This is a genomic window from Streptomyces sp. GbtcB7, assembly GCF_019091445.1.
GTDB classification, from domain to species: Bacteria; Actinomycetota; Actinomycetes; order Streptomycetales; family Streptomycetaceae; genus Streptomyces; species Streptomyces mirabilis.
The window spans coordinates 212,464-229,586 of record NZ_JAGXJM010000004.1 but is presented as its reverse complement, the minus strand read 5'-3'; the positions used below and the strand labels follow the sequence as shown (position 1 = coordinate 229,586).

At 70.5% G+C, this 17,123-nt stretch carries 14 protein-coding genes; 7 read left to right on the top strand and 7 right to left on the bottom strand.

The features are described from left to right. Nucleotides 1-307 precede the first annotated feature (307 nt). The 4 genes from KVT44_RS08905 to KVT44_RS08890 all read left to right on the top strand — a co-directional run bounded on the left by KVT44_RS08905 (nucleotide 308) and on the right by KVT44_RS08890 (nucleotide 3,857). Nucleotides 308-478 (top strand): hypothetical protein, encoded by a 171-nt coding sequence (locus KVT44_RS08905; protein WP_217566791.1) that lies wholly within the window; start codon nucleotides 308-310, stop codon nucleotides 476-478. 259 nt (nucleotides 479-737) lie between these two features. Beyond that, nucleotides 738-1,895, top strand: a complete 1,158-nt coding sequence (locus KVT44_RS08900) for an acyl-CoA dehydrogenase family protein (protein WP_054232884.1) — start codon at nucleotides 738-740, stop codon at nucleotides 1,893-1,895. A gap of 46 nt (nucleotides 1,896-1,941) precedes the next feature. Next, nucleotides 1,942-2,814: an acyl-CoA thioesterase II gene (gene tesB / locus KVT44_RS08895; protein ID WP_054232885.1), complete on the top strand. Its 873-nt coding sequence runs from the start codon at nucleotides 1,942-1,944 to the stop codon at nucleotides 2,812-2,814. Between the two features lie 59 nt (nucleotides 2,815-2,873). Continuing rightward, nucleotides 2,874-3,857, top strand: coding sequence for a cation diffusion facilitator family transporter (locus KVT44_RS08890; protein ID WP_190169061.1), 984 nt, complete (start codon nucleotides 2,874-2,876; stop codon nucleotides 3,855-3,857). A 22-nt stretch (nucleotides 3,858-3,879) separates the two neighbouring features. Here the strand turns inward: KVT44_RS08890 and KVT44_RS08885 are convergent, their stop codons facing one another. The 5 genes from KVT44_RS08885 to KVT44_RS08865 all read right to left on the bottom strand — a co-directional run bounded on the left by KVT44_RS08885 (nucleotide 3,880) and on the right by KVT44_RS08865 (nucleotide 9,055). Next, nucleotides 3,880-4,392 (bottom strand): hypothetical protein, encoded by a 513-nt coding sequence (locus KVT44_RS08885; RefSeq protein WP_217566624.1) that lies wholly within the window; start codon nucleotides 4,390-4,392, stop codon nucleotides 3,880-3,882. 91 nt (nucleotides 4,393-4,483) lie between these two features. Beyond that, the gene (locus KVT44_RS08880; protein WP_217566623.1) at nucleotides 4,484-5,224 is read right to left on the bottom strand and encodes a Crp/Fnr family transcriptional regulator; all 741 of its coding nucleotides are present in this window, start codon (nucleotides 5,222-5,224) and stop codon (nucleotides 4,484-4,486) included. Between the two features lie 3 nt (nucleotides 5,225-5,227). Continuing rightward, nucleotides 5,228-5,380, bottom strand: coding sequence for a hypothetical protein (locus tag KVT44_RS08875; RefSeq protein WP_217566622.1), 153 nt, complete (start codon nucleotides 5,378-5,380; stop codon nucleotides 5,228-5,230). A gap of 1,226 nt (nucleotides 5,381-6,606) precedes the next feature. Next, on the bottom strand, nucleotides 6,607-7,395 hold the full coding sequence (locus KVT44_RS08870; protein WP_217566621.1) for a phosphatase: 789 nt from the start codon (nucleotides 7,393-7,395) through the stop codon (nucleotides 6,607-6,609). A 91-nt stretch (nucleotides 7,396-7,486) separates the two neighbouring features. Further along, complete coding sequence (locus tag KVT44_RS08865; RefSeq protein ID WP_217566620.1) at nucleotides 7,487-9,055, bottom strand: PucR family transcriptional regulator; 1,569 nt, start codon at nucleotides 9,053-9,055, stop codon at nucleotides 7,487-7,489. A 203-nt stretch (nucleotides 9,056-9,258) separates the two neighbouring features. Here KVT44_RS08865 and KVT44_RS08860 point away from each other — a divergent pair, with 203 nt between their 5' ends. The 3 genes from KVT44_RS08860 (at nucleotide 9,259) to KVT44_RS08850 (ending at nucleotide 13,598) form a co-directional block, all read left to right on the top strand. After that, nucleotides 9,259-10,725, top strand: a complete 1,467-nt coding sequence (locus tag KVT44_RS08860) for a sodium:solute symporter (RefSeq protein WP_217566619.1) — start codon at nucleotides 9,259-9,261, stop codon at nucleotides 10,723-10,725. A gap of 183 nt (nucleotides 10,726-10,908) precedes the next feature. After that, nucleotides 10,909-11,913: an agmatinase gene (speB, locus tag KVT44_RS08855; RefSeq protein WP_067380849.1), complete on the top strand. Its 1,005-nt coding sequence runs from the start codon at nucleotides 10,909-10,911 to the stop codon at nucleotides 11,911-11,913. Beyond that, nucleotides 11,910-13,598 (top strand): thiamine pyrophosphate-binding protein, encoded by a 1,689-nt coding sequence (locus KVT44_RS08850; protein WP_217566618.1) that lies wholly within the window; start codon nucleotides 11,910-11,912, stop codon nucleotides 13,596-13,598. Before speB ends, KVT44_RS08850 begins: the two co-directional genes overlap by 4 nt. A 65-nt stretch (nucleotides 13,599-13,663) precedes the next feature. On the opposite strand, the gene KVT44_RS08845 is transcribed toward KVT44_RS08850, so the two are convergent. Next, the gene (locus KVT44_RS08845; protein WP_099922528.1) at nucleotides 13,664-14,467 is read right to left on the bottom strand and encodes an endonuclease I family protein; all 804 of its coding nucleotides are present in this window, start codon (nucleotides 14,465-14,467) and stop codon (nucleotides 13,664-13,666) included. Nucleotides 14,468-14,667: 200 nt separating this feature from the next. After that, a complete protein-coding gene (locus KVT44_RS08840; RefSeq protein ID WP_217566617.1) occupies nucleotides 14,668-16,929 on the bottom strand; it encodes a glycosyltransferase family 39 protein in 2,262 nt (753 codons plus the stop codon). Between the last annotated feature and the right edge of the window lie 194 nt (nucleotides 16,930-17,123).

Sequence of the window (17,123 nt, the reverse complement as noted above, 5' to 3'; positions counted from 1 at the left end):
TGCGCATGCGGGCCCTTGCGCATGCGGGCCCTTGCGCATGCGGGCCCTTGCGCATGCGGGCCCTTGCGCATGCGGGCCCTTGCGCATGCGGGCTCTTGTGCATACGGGTTTTTGTGCGAGCGGCGGCTCTGTCCCCTGCGCCATGATGGCGGCCATGAACGGACACGTGGCCATGAGCGAACAGGCTTCCGACTGGGTGACCCTCTTCCGCTTCGAGAACGTCCCCGGCTGCCCGCGGCCGGGGCGGCTGATGGCGGTTTGACTGCGTGACCGGGGCATCGACTGGGACCCCTTCGCCGTACGGGATGTGCGGATCGACCTCATGTGCGGGGTCCGGGCGGACGGCCACTGGCACGGCACGGTCGTCGTCCGCGTGCGCGCCGACACCCTGCGCCGGCTCGGCCTCCACCCCGATCAGCCGACTTCGGCACCGGCCGACCCGATGCCGCCCAAGTGGTGGGGCCCATGGGCGCGTTGATCCCTGATCCGTGATCGTGGGACAGGTTGACGGCCTTCGCGCGCTCTCGCCCGGCCGGGCCGGCCGGGCTGGGGCGGGCGTGACGAGCGTCATGGGGCAGGGCGGCCGATGACTCTGGACGGTCGTCGTGACCGACGGGTAACCTGAGTGCTGAGCAAGCGCTTAGCCAAGGGGTCTCAGTCATCCATTGAGCAACCCCGACGGCGAGCAACCACATCCGCGAGAGCGGCGCCGGTTCAGGCGCAGAGAGGGGCCGGCGGTGCGCCGTACGGTGTTCAACGAGGACCACGAGGCGTTCCGGGAGACCCTGCGGGCCTTCATAGAGGCCGAGGTCGTTCCCGTCTACGACGAGTGGTTCGCCGCGGGCCAGGCGCCGCGCGACTTCTACTACAAGCTCGCCGAGCTCGGCGTCTTCGGCATCCGCGTGGACGAGGAGCACGGCGGCGCGGGCATCGACTCGTACAAGTTCGAGGCCGTCCTGTACGAGGAGACCGCCCGCGCGGGTGTCTCCTTCGGCGGCTCCGGTGTGCACGTGCTGCTCGGCCTGCCCTACATCAAGCTGCTCGCCACCGACGAGCAGAAGAAGCGCTTCCTGCCGAAGTTCGTCTCCGGCGAGGAGATGTGGGCCATCGCGATGACCGAGCCGGGCACCGGCTCCGACCTCGCGGGCATGAAGACCACCGCCAAGCTCTCCGAGGACGGCACGCACTACGTCCTCAACGGCGCCAAGACCTTCATCACGGGTGGCGTGCACGCCGACCGCATGATCGTCTGCGCTCGCACCTCCGCGCCCACCAAGGAGGACCGCCGCCACGGCATCTCCCTCTTCGTGGTGGACACCAAGGCCGAGGGCTACTCGGTGGGCCGCAAGCTCGACAAGCTCGGCCTGAAGACCTCGGACACCGCCGAGCTGGCGTTCGTCGACGTGAAGGTCCCGGTCGAGGACCTCCTCGGCGAGGAGAACAAGGGCTTCTACTACCTCGGCCACAACCTCGCCTCCGAGCGTTGGGGCATCGCCTTCGGCGCGTACGCGCAGGCCAAGGCCGCCGTCCGGTTCGCCAAGCAGTACGTGCAGGAGCGGGTCGTCTTCGGCCAGCCCGTCGCCGCCTTCCAGAACACCAAGTTCGAACTGGCCGCCTGCCAGGCCGAGGTGGACGCGGCCGAGGCCGTCGTCGACCGGGCCACCGAGGCCCTGGACGCCGGTGAGCTGACCCCCGCCGAGGCGGCCAGCGCCAAGCTGTTCGCCACCGAGGTCGCGCACCGCGTCATCGACCGCTGCCTCCAGCTGCACGGCGGCTACGGCTTCATGAACGAGTACCCGATCGCCCGCCTGTACGCGGACAACCGCGTCAACCGTATCTACGGCGGCACCAGCGAGATCATGAAGTCGATCATCGCGAAGGACATGGGCCTGTAAGGCCCGCGAAAGATCACCGGAAACAACCGCACGATACAACTGACGCATGAGTCAGGCACTTGAGTCCCTGCTCGATCTGCTCGACCTGGAGCGGATCGAGCAGGACATCTTCCGCGGCCAGTCCCGCTCCGCCGTCGTCCCGCGCGTCTTCGGCGGGCAGGTGGCGGCGCAGGCACTGGTGGCCGCCGGGCGCACGGTCCCCGAGGACCGGCACGCGCACTCCCTGCACGCGTACTTCCTGCGTCCGGGGGACCCCGGCGCGCCCATCGTGTACACGGTGGACCGCATCCGCGACGGGCGGTCCTTCACCACCCGCCGCGTCGTCGCCATCCAGCACGGGCAGCCGATCTTCCACCTCTCCGCGTCCTTCCAGACGTACGAGGAGGGCATGGAGCACCAGGCCGCGATGCCGCCCGCTCCCGACCCGGAGACGCTGCCCACGGCCGCCGAACTGCTGCCGCTGTACGCCGATGTCATCAAGGACCCGGTCGTCGTCGAACGGCTCCTCGAAGCGCGCGAGTCCGTCGACCTGCGCTACGTCGACGCGCCTCCGTACGGCACGGTCGGCGAGACCCGCGAACCGCACTCCCAGGTGTGGTTCCGCACCAACGGCAAACTGGCCGACGATCCCCTCCTCCATGTCGTCCTCGCCACCTACGTCTCCGACATGACGCTCCTCGACTCGATCCTGCTCGCGCACGGGCGCGGCGGCTGGGTGACCGGGGATGTCGTCGGGGCCTCGCTGGACCACGCGATGTGGTTCCACCGCCCCTTCCGCGCCGACGAATGGCTGCTGTACGACCAGGAGTCGCCGTCCGCCTCCGGAGGCCGTGGCCTCGGCCAGGCCCGCATCTACACCCAGGACGGACGGCTCGCCATCTCGGTGATCCAGGAGGGCGTGGTCCGCATCCCCCGGTAGGACCGGGCCTGCCCGGTGAGACTGACGGGGGGCCGGCCCGGTAAGACTGGGGCATGGCCATGACTGAAGCGGGAGCCGGACAGCAGGACGACGACGGCGGCGGCGAGAGCACCTTCACGGTGATCGTCGCCGCCCTCGCCAATCTCGGGATCGCGGTGGCCAAGGCGGTCGCGGGCGTCATCAGCGGATCGAGCGCGATGCTGTCCGAGGCCGCGCACTCGGTGGCCGACACGGTCACCGAGCTGCTGCTGCTCACCGCGCTGAAGCGCAGCGAGAAACCGGCCGACGAGGACCACCCGCTCGGCTACGGCCCCGAGCGCTACATCTGGGCGATGCTCGCCGCCGTCGCCACCTTCGTCGGCGGCGCGGTGTTCTCCCTCTACGACGGCATCCACACCCTCGTCGCGGGCGAGGAGCCGGGCGACCCCCTCGTCTCGTACATCGTGCTCGCGGTCGCCTTCCTGCTGGAGAGCTACTCCCTGCGCACCGGCGTACGCCAGGCGCGCGGGGAGGCGGAGCGTGTGGGGGCGCCCTTCAAGCGCTACCTCCGGTACACCCCGGACACCGCCGTGAAGGCCGTGGTCCTGGAGGACTCGGCCGCCCTGATCGGCCTCGTCCTCGCGGCGGGCGGCCTGCTCGGCGGACAGCTCACCGGCTCCGGCGTCTGGGACGGCATCGCGTCTGTCTGCATCGGTCTCCTCCTGCTGTACGTCGCCTGGGTCCTCGGCCGCTCCAACGCCGAGCTGCTGATCGGCCGCCCCCTCCCCAAGCCGATGCGGGAGCGGATCCGGGCCGAACTGCTCGCCGTGGAGCACGTCGAGGCCGTACTGGAGCTCACGACCCTCGTACAGGGGCCGCGCGAGGCGCTGGTCGCGGCCAAGGTCGACTTCAGGGACGTCTCGACCGCCGCCCAGATCGAATGGGCCTGCGAACAGGCGGAGGCCCGACTACGAGAGGCGTTCCCCGTGGTGAGCCGGGTGTACCTCGACCCGACACCGGGCTACGCCCAACGCCGCCACGAGGGCCTGAACCCCTGGCCGTAGTCCGGCTTCCGCCAGGGGGTGGTCAGGCCTTGCGCAGGACCCGGATCCTCTGCTGGGCCCTGCTCACGGCACGTTCCAGCTCCATGCGGGCGTGCTCCTGCTTCATCGCGCGCTCCATGTACGCGTCGAGCTCCGCTTGCGGCACCCTTGCGGGGCTGGTGAGCTGGGGGAGATCTGTGGCGAGGTAGCCCTCGAAGTGCTCCGCCACATCGTGCAGTTCGGCCCGGATCGCCTCCAGCTGATCGGCGGACGCCTTGATGAGGTTGCGCAGCCTCCTCAGCGGGGCGAGGTCGCCGGCCCGGCAGGGCTTCTGGGCGAGCTCGCACAGCTTCTCGAAGGTCTCCTTGAGGTAGTTGTCGGCGTCGTCGAGGTCCTTGGCGTTGTCGTCGGTGTCGCGGTTCTTCTTCATCCACGCGAACACCTGCCGGCCGTGGCGGATCCCGAGGAGGGCGAGGGTGGCCGTGACCGCGCCGGACAGGGCGGCCACCACCGGGGAGCCGACGCCGGCCGCCAGGGTGGTCGAGCTGAGGATCATCGTGGTCCGATCCGTTCGTGGGAGCGCGCCTGACCCTGCACGGGGCCCTGCGGCGTTGCGGGAAGTCGTTGTTGACTCGGCCGGACAGGTCCTACGAAGGCATGGCGATGTCGCGAAGGGCGAGGAGGTCCGTCACCACGAACTGCCGGTACCTGCTGGTGATCACGCCGTGGGTCTCGCGCAGGGTGCGGACCGCGTTCTCGACGGTGGAGACGCCCATCAGGAGCGCATCGGCGATGTCTCGCTGGGTCGGACCCAGGATGGTGACGTGGCCGGGGTCGGCGGAGTTCGTCCGGCCGGCGGCCCCGGCCAGGTGCAGCAGCAGGCCGCCGACCCGCTGCACGGGCGAGCGGGTCGGGGTGCAGTAGATCATCTCGTCGCTGCGGTTGCGGTCCTCCAGGCTGCGCAGCAAGGCCAGTTGGGCTTCCTGCTGTCGGCGCAGCAGGAGGTTCATGCGTTTCACCGAGCAGGGCATGACCCAGGTGGTGGTCAGACAGACGGTCGTGACCGACGCCTCGGGGGCGATCAGCTTGGCCTCGCCGAGAAGTTCGCCGACGCCGCGGAACCTCGTGATCCTGGTGGAGGTGACCCCGGCGCCGAAGGGGAAACGCTCCTGGAGGACGCAGCCGCCCAAGACGATGTACACGTTTCCGTCGCCCGGTCCCAGCGGCAGCTCCTCGTCACGTTCGTAGACACGGGCGTCCAGGCCCCAGGTGCTGACGAGCAACGGCCAGGTGTTGCCGGGGAGGTGGTGGAGAAAGCTGCCCTCGGGCATCGCTTGACGGCCTTTGAGGACGTCGCTGGTGCGGAAGGCGTCGACTTTGGGAGGCATTGGTCACTCCCCCGCCCCGGCCGCACCGTACGGCGTAGCGGAGGCGTACGGCCGTAACAGGCCGTGATGGTGACGCTGTGTCAGTCGAGGGGTGCCGATGGCCCGGGTGACGAGGGTCTTCGGCAGGGCGACGCCATCGGCGACGGCGGTCTGCATCGGTTCTGAGGTCCTTCCCGCTCGGGAAAAACAGGGGGCCGGGTGCGTCCGCCGACTGGCGGGCGCACCCGGGCTGGTGGGTCCAGAGCCCTCTCCGTCGCATGGTCATCCGGCTGGTTTAGGTCCGGACGCGAGGCGAAGGCGTTACATCGACAAGTTACCTCCACCCGCGCGGAAATCTCCAGTCGCGCATGTGCGGCGACGGGAATTTCCCGACAGCGGAGGTCACGGGGAGAAGGGAAAACAAACCCTCGCGGGAGGGTTTTGTCGCGCCGACTCCGTTGGGTGCGGTTGAGGTTACGCTCCGTCTTGCGGAGGGAGGGCCGTCAAGTGTGAATGCCGATATTCCGAAAGGATATAAAAAGATGCGCTTGGAAATTTCCCGCAGATGAGCGGTGTGGGGCGCGGATGTGAACGCTATGGAAAACAAGGAGGCCCCGGGGAACCACCCCCGGAGCCTCCAGGAAAGGGTCTGGACCCACCAAGGCTCAGACCGACTTCCAGTAAACACCATGAGCTGCGAAAAGGTCACTGCGGCAAGGAAACGTGGTGCAGGCTTCCCTCCGGGGAGGGATTCATGGGGCGGACCTGACCGCGCCCCGTCGCGGAGGGGGCGCGGACCGTCACGCCGAACCTTACGTCCCTTTTGGCGCGCTAGGCGAATTTCGTCCCGTGGTTCGCCTCGTTCATCGCTCATACGTGAACGGCACGAGTGAATAACGATCACATCCGGATCGGTGTCGACCGGTGGACCCGGGCTGCCTTCGCCGGCATGTCCGCCCGATCGATAGTTCGAAAGGGGAATGAACAAGCGCCCGATAAAGTGCGTTAATGTCGCCGCTTACCTTTCCCTGAGGCGTCGGACGTGTCGCCGCGCGAAGCTGTCCGGTGATTTCAATCCCTTTGAATCCGGCCCTCCCTGTTTCATTTATTTGTGCGCGTTCGGAATAGAGGCTCAAGGGTGGCGGCAAGTCCCCTCGGGCCCTTTACTTGCGACGCGCGCTCTCTGGAAAGTCGACTAATTAACACCAGGGTCCCGGCCGGTGACGGTGCCTTCGGGCGCCCGGTTGAGTCCCGTCGCATCGTCAACGCCGTTACGAGGCGCGGGGGCCGAGTCGGGCCGAGGCCTCAACGGCGCGTAGCGCGCCGAACACTCGCCATACAAATGCGGCTACTTTCCGTAGCCGCCCCCGTGCAACGTGCCGCACGTGTTCCTGCGGTGGGCGTCAGACGAGTGTCGCCGCGGAGAGCAGATACGCCGTCAGCGGGTCATAGAACCGAGGGCTTGTGACGTGGTCGTCGAGGGGGACCGTCACCTGGACCGTGCCCTCGGACTCGGCGAGGAAGAGGGCCGGGTCGTTGCAGTCGGCGTAGCCGACGGAGTCGATGCCGAGCTGGCCCGCGCAGCCGGCCCAGCCGTGGTCCGCGACGACCAGGTCGGGCAGGGGGTGGCCCGCGCCCTCCAGGCCCTTGAGGATCGCGCGCATCGGCTCGCCCGAGTGGGTGTGCCACAGCGTGGCCCCGTGCTCCAGCACCGCCACGTCCGCGAACTGCATGACGTACCCCTCGTCCGTCTGCAGCCCGTCCGGAATGACGACGATCTCGCAGCCGGCGCCGCGCAACGCGGCGGCGGTGGCACGGTGCACGTCGAGCAGGCCGCCGGGGTGGCCGGTCGCGAACAGCACCCGCTGCTCACCGTCCGCCGCCTTGCGCAGCCGCGCCGCCATCCGGTCCAGGGCGTCGACGGTCAGCTCGGGGTCGATGGTGTCCTGGCCGTAGCGGTACTCCGGGTCGTCGTTCACACCGCACCGCTCCGCCATCACGGCGAGCACGTCCTGCTCGTCGGTCCAGCGGTCGCCGAGTTCCAGGCCGAGCCAGAAGTTGCGGTCGCCGTTGGCGAGCTTGCGGTAGTGGGAGAGGTTGTTCTCGCGGGGCGTGGCGACGTCGCCCGCGATACGGGTCTTCACGAGGTGGTCGACGAGCTCGGCGCGGCTGGGGGTCCCGGATATCGGCATGCCTCCCATTGTGCCGGGGTGCTCCGCTGGGAGGGCGGTTGTCCTGAACCGTGGGATGTGGGTCACGCAGGGGGGTGTGTTTTCGGGGTTCTCAGGTTTCCCTCAGTGCGAACCACAACTCCATCCGTACGTCCGCGTCGTCGAGGTCCGCCTCCAGCAACGCCGCACACCGTGCGATGCGTTGGCGGACGGTGTTGCGGTGGACGGAGAGGGCGACGGCCGTGCGGTCCCAACTGCCGTGCAGGGAGAGCCAGGTGCGGAGGGTCTCGGTGAGGGCGGGGGTGGCGGCGATGGGGGCGAGGAGGGCGCGCGCGTGGGCCGCGGCGTCGGCCGGGGGCACGAGGTCCGCCAGGGCGGGTCGCTCGCCGTGGCGGACGAGGGGCGTGCGGGTCGCCCGGGCGCGGGCCAGGGCGCGGGCCGCCTGCCCGTCGGCGGACGCCCACTCGTGCGGGCCGACCGCCGCGCTGACCCCGCAGATCCAGCCCTTCTGCGCGGCCGGCTCGCGGTCGCCGGGGACGAGGACGCGTACGACACTCCCACCGGTGTCGATGAGCGCGGAGCCCAGTGCGGCCCCCAGCGCGGACGCGGCGACGGCGTCCGGCGCCGGGCCGTCCGCCGCGGGGCGGGCGTGCACGACGGTCCACCGGTCCCCGCCGAGCAGCGGGGCCACGTCCTCGGGCGCGGCGCCCAGCAGGAGTCGCACGAGCGCCGCCGAGCGCGCCGAGCCGCTCCCGCTCTGCTGCTCCCCGGTGAGGAGGGACAGGAGGACGGCCGCGACGGAGGCGATGGTGTGGTCCCCGGGGTCCCGGCGCGGCGCCGCGACCCCCAGGACGAAGCCCCGCCCGCCGCCGAGGGCGTACGCGGCCAGATGGGTGCCGCCCACGGTGTCGGTGGCGGAGGAGGGGGTGGGGATGGGAGTGGGGGGCGGAGTGGGGCCCTGGGGGACCGCGGGCCGGGTCGGCCCGGGGCGTACGACGGCGGCCAGGGCGCCGAGTGCGGCCACCGGGCCGTCCTCCGGTGTTCTTCCCGCGCGGGCCAGCTCCGCGCCCTCCGGGCCGTACAGCACCGCCCAGCCGCCCACCCGCTGGGCCAGCTGCCGCAGCACCGCCGCCACCGGGTCCGGGCGCGCGGCGGCCGCCGCCAGGCTCTGCTGAGCCTCCGTGACCCGCCGCAGCTCCGCCAGCCGGGCCTGGGCCATCAGCTGCCACACCGCGCGGGCCACGCCCGAGAAGGTGGTCTGGGGCGGGACCTCCAGCAGGGGCAGGCCGTAGGTGTCGCAGGCGGCGACCAGGGCGCGCGGGACCGTGTCGTGCACCGGCGCCAGGCCGAAGCCGAGCGCCGCGCCGCCCGCTGCCACGATCCGGGAGACGTAGTCGTCGAAGTAGGTGCCCGAGCCCGCCGCCTCCGGGATGTGCACCCCGGCGGTCAGCAGCAGCTCACCGCCCAGCAGATACGGGTACGGGTCCGCCATCTCCGACGTGTGCGCCCAGTGGATCACCGTGTCCGGGTCTACGGGGCCCGCGATGTGGCGCAGGCCGAGGTCCTCCCGGGCCAGGAGGGCGGACAGCGGGACCGGTGGGGTGGGTGGGACAGGCGGGACTGGTGTGGCCGATGTGGCGGGTGTGGTGGATGTGTCCGGCACGGTGGACGTTCCCTCCATCCGGATCGGCTGCGATGGATGAAACGTACACTTCAGAGTCATCTTCCGGCCACCTAAGGTCAGTGCCGTCGGCAGCCGCGGGTACGGGCGTATGTCCCCGCGATCAGCTGCCGGACTCCCGGCCGGGTATCGCTCGCCCGGCCCGCGTCCCCACGTCCATCTGCACGACACGCCACCGATGAGTGCGCGAAGGAGGGCCCCCTATGGCCGTCGACTACACAGTGATCGTCGTCTATCTGGCCGGCATGCTGGCCATGGGCTGGTGGGGCATGCGCCGCGCCAAGTCGAAGAGTGAGTTCCTGGTGGCCGGACGGCGCCTGGGCCCCGCGATGTACTCCGGGACCATGGCCGCGATCGTCCTCGGCGGCGCGTCCACCATCGGCGGCGTCGGGCTCGGATACCAGTACGGGCTCTCCGGCGCCTGGATGGTGTTCACCATCGGCCTCGGCCTCCTCGCCCTCTCCGTCTTCTTCTCCGCCCGCATCGCCCGCCTGAAGGTCTACACCGTCTCCGAGATGCTCGACCTCCGCTACGGCGGCCGGGCCGGCGTCATCTCCGGTGTCGTCATGTGGGCGTACACCCTGATGCTCGCGGTCACCTCGACCATCGCCTACGCCACCATCTTCGACGTCCTCTTCGACATGAACCGGACGCTCGCGATCATCATCGGCGGCTCGATCGTCGTCGCGTACTCCACGCTCGGCGGCATGTGGTCGATCACCCTCACCGACATGGTGCAGTTCGTCGTGAAGACCGTCGGCGTGCTGCTGCTCCTGCTCCCCATCGCGGTGATCAAGGCCGGTGGGTTCAGCGAGATGAAGGCCAAGCTGCCCACGGAGTACTTCGACCCGCTGGGCATCGGCGGCGAGACGATCTTCACCTACGTGCTGATCTACACCTTCGGCATGCTCATCGGCCAGGACATCTGGCAGCGCGTGTTCACCGCCCGCAGCGACACGACCGCCAAGTGGGGCGGCACCGTCGCCGGCACCTACTGCCTGGTGTACGCCCTCGCCGGCGCCGTCATCGGCACGGCGGCCAAGGTGCTCTACCCGACACTGCCCAGCGCCGACACCGCCTTCGCGACCATCGTCAAGGACGAGCTTCCGGTCGGCGTACGGGGCCTGGTGCTCGCCGCCGCCCTCGCGGCCGTGATGTCCACGTCCTCCGGCGCCCTCATCGCCTGCGCCACCGTCGCCAACAACGACATCTGGGCCAAGCTGCGCGGGGCCGTACGCCCCCGGGGGGACGACCACGACGAGGTCAAGGGGAACCGGGTCTTCATCCTCGTGATGGGCATCGCCGTGATCTGTACCGCCATCGCCCTCAACAACGTCGTCGAGGCGCTGACCGTCGCGTACAACCTGCTCGTCGGCGGTCTGCTCGTCCCGATCCTCGGCGGACTGCTGTGGAAGCGCGGGACCGTGCACGGCGCGCTCGCCTCCGTCGTCGTCGGCGGGCTCGCGGTCGTCGGGCTGATGGCGACGTACGGCATCCTTGCGAACGAGCCCGTCTACTACGGGCTGCTGTCCTCGCTGGTCGCGTACGTGATCGTCTCCCTGGCCACACCCGCGACCGACCCGGCGGTGCTGGCCGCCTGGCGCGAGCGGCTGGCCGGGCGCGGCGCGGATGCCGAGGTCGAGGCCGAGCCGGCGGCCGTGGTCGCCTAGCCGCCGCACGTCACCCCAGCCCCCGAAGAGCTTCGGCCCGGCCGCCGCACGGCGACCGGGCCGGGCGGCCCCCGGTCAGCGGAGTCCGCGACACTGGAAGACGCATCACCCGTACCACGCATCACCCCGTACCACTCACCACTCGCACCACGCATCACCCGTACCACCTGGAGGAGTCCGACGATGAGCAGCACCGAGTTCCCGGCAGCAGGCGGCAGTCAGCCACGCGGCCCCGTCGACTCGTCCCGCGTCCCGCGGTACGCGGGCCCCGCGACCTTCGCCCGGCTGCCGCGCCTCGACGAGGTCGGCCGCGCCGACGTCGCCGTGGTCGGCGTGCCCTTCGACTCCGGGGTCTCCTACCGGCCCGGCGCCCGCTTCGGCGGCAACGCCATCCGCGAGGCCTCCCGCCTGCTGCGCCCGTACAACCCGGCACAGGACGCCTCCCCCTTCGCCCTCGCCCAGGTCGCCGACGCCGGTGACATCGCGGCGAACCCGTTCAACATCAACGAGGCCGTGGAGACGGTCGAGGCCGCGGCCGACGAGCTGCTCGGCACGGGCGCCCGCCTGATGACGCTGGGCGGCGACCACACCATCGCGCTCCCGCTCCTGCGCTCCGTCGCCAAGAAGCACGGCCCGGTGGCCCTGCTCCACTTCGACGCGCACCTCGACACCTGGGACACCTACTTCGGCGCCGAGTACACGCACGGCACCCCGTTCCGCCGGGCGGTGGAGGAGGGGATCCTGGACACGGAGGCCCTCTCCCACGTCGGCACCCGCGGCCCGCTGTACGGCAAGCAGGACCTCACCGACGACGAGAAGATGGGCTTCGGCATCGTCACCTCGGCGGACATCTACCGCCGCGGCGCCGACGAGGTCGCCGACCAGCTGCGCCAGCGCATCGGCGACCGCCCGCTGTACATCTCCATCGACATCGACTGCCTCGACCCGGCGCACGCCCCCGGCACGGGCACGCCGGAGGCCGGCGGCATGACCTCCCGCGAGCTGCTGGAGATCCTGCGCGGACTGTCCTCCTGCAACCTGGTCTCCGCGGACGTGGTCGAGGTCGCGCCCGCGTACGACCACGCCGAGATCACGGCGGTGGCCGCGTCCCACACGGCGTACGAACTGACGACGATCATGTCCCGCCAGATCGCGGCGGCCAGGGCTCAGGAGGCCGGGAACAAGTGACTCACGACCACGACCTGGTGCTCCGTCCGTCGGCGGCGCAGACGGAGGCCGCGCTGAATCCGCCCCCCGGCCGCAACGGCGGAGACCTGGTCGTGGAGACCCTCTCCGGTCTCGGCGCCACCACCGTCTTCGGCCTGCCCGGCCAGCACGCGCTCGGCATGTTCGACGCCCTGCGCCGGTCCTCGTTGCAGTACATCGGGCTGCGGGTGGAGAACAACGCGGGGTTCGCGGCCGACGCGTACGGCCGCATCACGGGTGGGGCAGCGCCCCTGCTGCTCTCCACCGGCCCGGGAGCGCTGACCTCCCTGGCCGCGCTCCAGGAGGCCGCCGCGGCCTCTGCCCCCGTCCTCGCCATCAGCAGTCAGGTCCCCACCGCGGGACTGGGCGGCGGACGCCACGGCTATCTGCACGAACTCCCCGACCAGCAGGCGTCGTTCAGGGGTGTCGTCAAGTCCGTCCACACGGTCCGTACGCAGTCGCAGATCCCCTCCGCGATCGCGGCGGCCTGGGAGTCGGCGCTGACCGCCCCGCACGGCCCGGTCTGGGTGGAGATCCCGCAGGACGTCCTGCTCGCCGAGACCCACCTGCCGCAGGTCACGGCGATGGACGCGACCCCGGAGGACGTCGTCCCGCGCCCCGAACTGACCGCGCTGGCGGCCCACTTGCTGTCCTCGGCGGCTCGCCCCGCGATCATCGCGGGCGGCGGGGTCGTACGGTCGGACGCGTCCGGCAAGCTGAAGGCGCTGGCGGAGAAGCTGAACGCGCCGGTCGTCACCACCTTCGGCGGCAAGGGCGCCTTCCCCTGGACCCACCCGCTCTCGCTCCAGTCCTGGCTGGAGGATCGGCACACCACGGACTTCCTGGAGGACGCGGACGTCCTGCTGGTCGTCGGCTCCGGCCTCGGCGAACTGTCCTCCAACTACCACACGTTCAAGCCCCGCGGCCGGGTCATCCAGATCGAGGCCGACCTCGGCAAGCTGGAGTCCAACCACCCGGCGATCGGCATCCACGCGGACGCCAGGCTCGCGCTCTCCGCGCTCCTGGAGACCGTCGAGGAGCGCCCCGACCCGACGGCGGCGGACCGCGTCCGCACACTGCTCGACCGGGTGGGGGAGCGCATCGCCGCACAGGAACTCACCCTGGAACAGGAGGTGCTGGCGTCCGTCCGCCGGGCCCTGCCGTCCACCTCCCCGTCCTTCTGGGACATGACCATCCTGGCGTACTGGGCGTGGTCCGCCTTCGACCCGCGCGGAAAGAACACCATGCACTCGGCCCAGGGCGCGGGCGGCCTCGGCTACGGCTTCCCGGCGGCCCTCGGCGCCGCGGCGGCCGATCCCACCCGCCCGGTCCTCGCGGTCTCCGGCGACGGCGGCGCGTTGTATTCGATCGCCGAACTCGCCACGGCGAGGCAGTACGACCTGAACGTCACCTGGCTGATCGTCGACGACGGCGGCTACGGCATCCTGCGCGAGTACATGAACGACGCCTTCGGCCAGGCCACGGCGACGGAGCTGACCCGCCCCGACTACGTGGCGCTGGCCGAGTCCTTCGGCGTCCCGGGGGTCCGTACGACCCCCGAGACACTGGAAGCGGACCTGGCGAAGGCCTTCGCGAGCCCCGGCCCGTCCGTGGTGCTGCTCCCGGCGGTGCTGCGGATGTTCGCGCCCACCCACCTCGGGAGCTGACGGCACGGTCGACAGCTACGGCCCGGTGGCCCGGGCCGTAGCCGGTCGACCGCCATCACGGCCGTCTACCAGATCGCGTCGACCCACTCCGGGTGGTCGATGAACGGGTTGCGGTTGTGCTGGTAGCTGTCGTAGATGACCTGGTTGCGCTTCTCCTCGAAGGTGCTCGGCGGGTCCTCGTCGCTCCACTCCTTGAGTACGGAGAGCTTGCCGATGTACGGGTTGCTTCCGTTGTTCACCTTCTCGTTGGGCTCGAGGTCGGCGAAGCCGTCGTCGCCCTCGTAGCGCACCGCCATGTAGAGGATCATGCGGGCCACGTCGCCCTTGTCCGCGTCGCGCGGCTCGAACGAGTCGGAGTCGGTGAGGCTGCCGCCCCCGCCGCTGACCGTGCTGCCGCCGTTGTCGAAGTCCTTGTTGCCACGGATGCTGTTGACCTGGACGTCCGCGGGACGCAGGTGATGCAGGTCCGTGCCGGGACCGGTCACCTCGCCGAAGTCGCCGTGGGACTTGGCCCACACGTGCTCGCGGTTCCAGTCGCCGACGTCTCCGCCGTTGAGCGACTTGGCGCGCGAAGTGCCGCTGTACAGCAGGATCACGTTGTTGCTGTTGTTCGGGTCCTGGTCGGTGACCATGAGCGCGTTCCAGACCGCGGAGTACGAGATCTTGGTCTGGCTGCTGATGATCGTGTGCAGCGAGGACTTCAGGCTGCTGCCGGTCTTGCCGACCGCGTTCTTGTAGTACGTGCTGTCGTACGCGGTCGTCGTGGCACTCGCGGGAGTGGCGGTCATCGTCGGCAGGGTGAGGCCTACCAGGACGGCTGAAGTGGTCAGCGCCAGCGTCTTCCAGCGGCGTATGTGCGTGGCGGGCATGGTGGGGGCGTCCGTTCTACGCGGGTTGAATGAGCGGGCAACCGGAGCGTGACATGGACATGCGTTTCAGGGAATGAACGGAGCGTGTCGGTTGAGTGACGGAAACCGGCAAGTCGCTTGTTGTGCGCGCGATCTGACACACCGGAAGGCCCCCGCCCATGGGGCGCATGGGCGGGGGCCTTCCGGCGCTTGAGGACCGGTCAGTTCACGTCGGACGGGTCCAGGCGGTAGAGCGTCGAGGCCGACTGGGCCGACTGGCCGTTCTCCGACTCGGAGCCCGTGGCCGAGCTCGACTCGGACGACGAGGTCTTGCTGTAGGCGCTCTCCTTCACCGCGGTGGCGTTCTTCTGCACCCAGGCGGTGACCGCGGAACTGGTGCTGTTGTTGCCGCCCATTCCGCCGCCCATGCCCGAGCCGCCGACCTGGATGTAGTGAAGTTCGCCCTTCTTCACCAGCTCCTTGAGCCTGGCGACCGTCATGCCCTTGTCGGTGCCGGTGAAGCCGTACATGGAGATGACGGGCTTGTGGGTGCTCAGGATCAGCTGCCCGGCGCTCTGCGAATTGGATACCGCGAGCAGCCACTTGGCGCCGTCCTGGTGCTTCTCCAGGTACGAGATCAGCTCGCTGCTGGTCTCGCCGCCCATGCCGCCACCGCCGCCGAAACCGCCGCGCTGACCGCCCGTGCCGCCCGGGAACTCGCCGTTCTGGCCGCCCGTGCCGCCGCCGGGGAAGCCGCCGTTCTCGCCGCCCTGCGGGGCGCCGCTTGGAAGTTCACCGGTTCCACCGCCGCCGGGCGTCACCTGGCCGCCCTCCTGGCCGCCCTCCTGGCCGGCCGCTTGGCCGCCCGGCTGGGTGCCGCCAGGCATCTCGCCGCCGCCCGGACCCCCCGCGTTGCCGCCGGGGCCACCCCGTCCGCCGCCGAAGCCGCCTTGGCTGGTGGACGGTCCGGCGGTCGGATTGGTGCCGCCCATGCCGCCGCCCGCGCCGCCCGCACTGGCCGGGACGGCGAACGAGTACGCCGCCGGGCCCGCGAGAGCCGCGACGACCGCCGCCGCCAGGGACGCGGCCAGCAGCCGTACGCGGTTGCCGGAGCGGAAGACGAACAGGCCGACGACGGCCAGTGCCATGACCACCGCGATGGTCGGCCACAGCCAGGTGTTCCAGTCGGTGGCCCGGCGCAACAGCACGACCGCCCAGATGCCGGTGACCGCGAGCCCGGCGGGCAGCACCCAGGACCAGCGGACGTCGCCGCCGCGGAAGACACGGAACAGCATGACGCCGCCGCCACCGCACAGGGCCGCGATGCCAGGGGCGACCGCGGTCGTGTAGTACGGGTGCATGGTGCCCTCGGCCGTGGCGAACGTCAGGTAGTGCAGCAACAACCAGCCGCCCCACAGCACCAACGCCGCGCGGGTCGGGTCGATACGCGGGGCGCGCCCGCACAGCACCAGGCCGCCGGCGAGGGCGATGCCCGCGAAGGGGATCAGCCAGGAGATCTGGCCGCCCAGGATGTCGTTGAACAGCCGGCCGAGGCCCGCGGAACCGGAGAAGCCGCCGCCACCTCCTCCGCCACCGCCGTTGCCCTCACCGCCGAGGACGCGACCCAGGCCGTTGTAGCCGAAGATCAGGTTCCAGGCGGTGCCGTCCGTCGAACCGCCGATGTAGGGACGGTCGTCGGCGGGCACCAGCGAGACGGCCGTCGCCCACCAGAAGCTGGACACGGCCAGGGCCACGGCGGCCAGCAGCAGGTTGCGGATCCGCTTCGCCCAGCCGAGGTGCGACGCGTACAGATAGACCGCGAAGACGGCGGGCAGCGCGATGTAGCCCTGGAGCATCTTCGTGTTGAAGGCGAGCCCGAAGCAGACCGCCGAGCCGAGCAGCGGCAGCAGCCTGCCGTCGCGGGTCGCGCGCAGTCCGAGGGCCGCGCCCGACACCATCAGGAGGAGGAGCAGGGTGTCGGGGTTGTTGTCGCGGTTGATGGCGACGGTGATCGGGGTGAGCGCGAGCACGAGCGCGGCGATCGCGGCGGCGGCGTGGCCGAACACCCGCTTCACGGAGGAGTGCAGGATCCAGATCGTGCCGAGGGCGGCCACGATCATCGGCAGCATCATCTGCCAGGTGCCGAAGCCGAAGATCCGGCACGACAGGCCCATGACCATGAGTGCGAGCGGAGGTTTGTCGACGGTCAGGAAGTTGCCCGCGTCGAGCGAGCCGAAGAACCACGCCTTCCAGCTCTGGGTTCCGCTGTAGATCGCGGAACTGTAGAAGCTGTTGAGGCCGGAGCCGGACAGGTTCCAGGAGTACAGCACCGTGGCCAGCGCCATGATCGCGATCAGGGCGGGGAGGGACCAGCGGGGCGCGGCGGGGGTGGGCGACGGCTCCTGGGGCGGCTCGGCGGCCGGTGCGCCGGAGGCCACAAAGGGGCCGGGAGCCGGGGGCAGTGGGTCGGTGGCAGATGTCACCAGTGCACCATGCACACCGCCGATGGGTACGGGCTGTGCTCTGTCTGGGGGCGAGCTGTGGATGGATGAGATGCGGGTAAGAGAGCCGGCCGCCCGCCACTCCTCCGGCAGCTCTCCGTGCCTTCAGGACGGCCCCTTCACCACCCCGAACCCCTGTCCGCAGAACGCGCGTACAACTTTCGGCCACTCACACG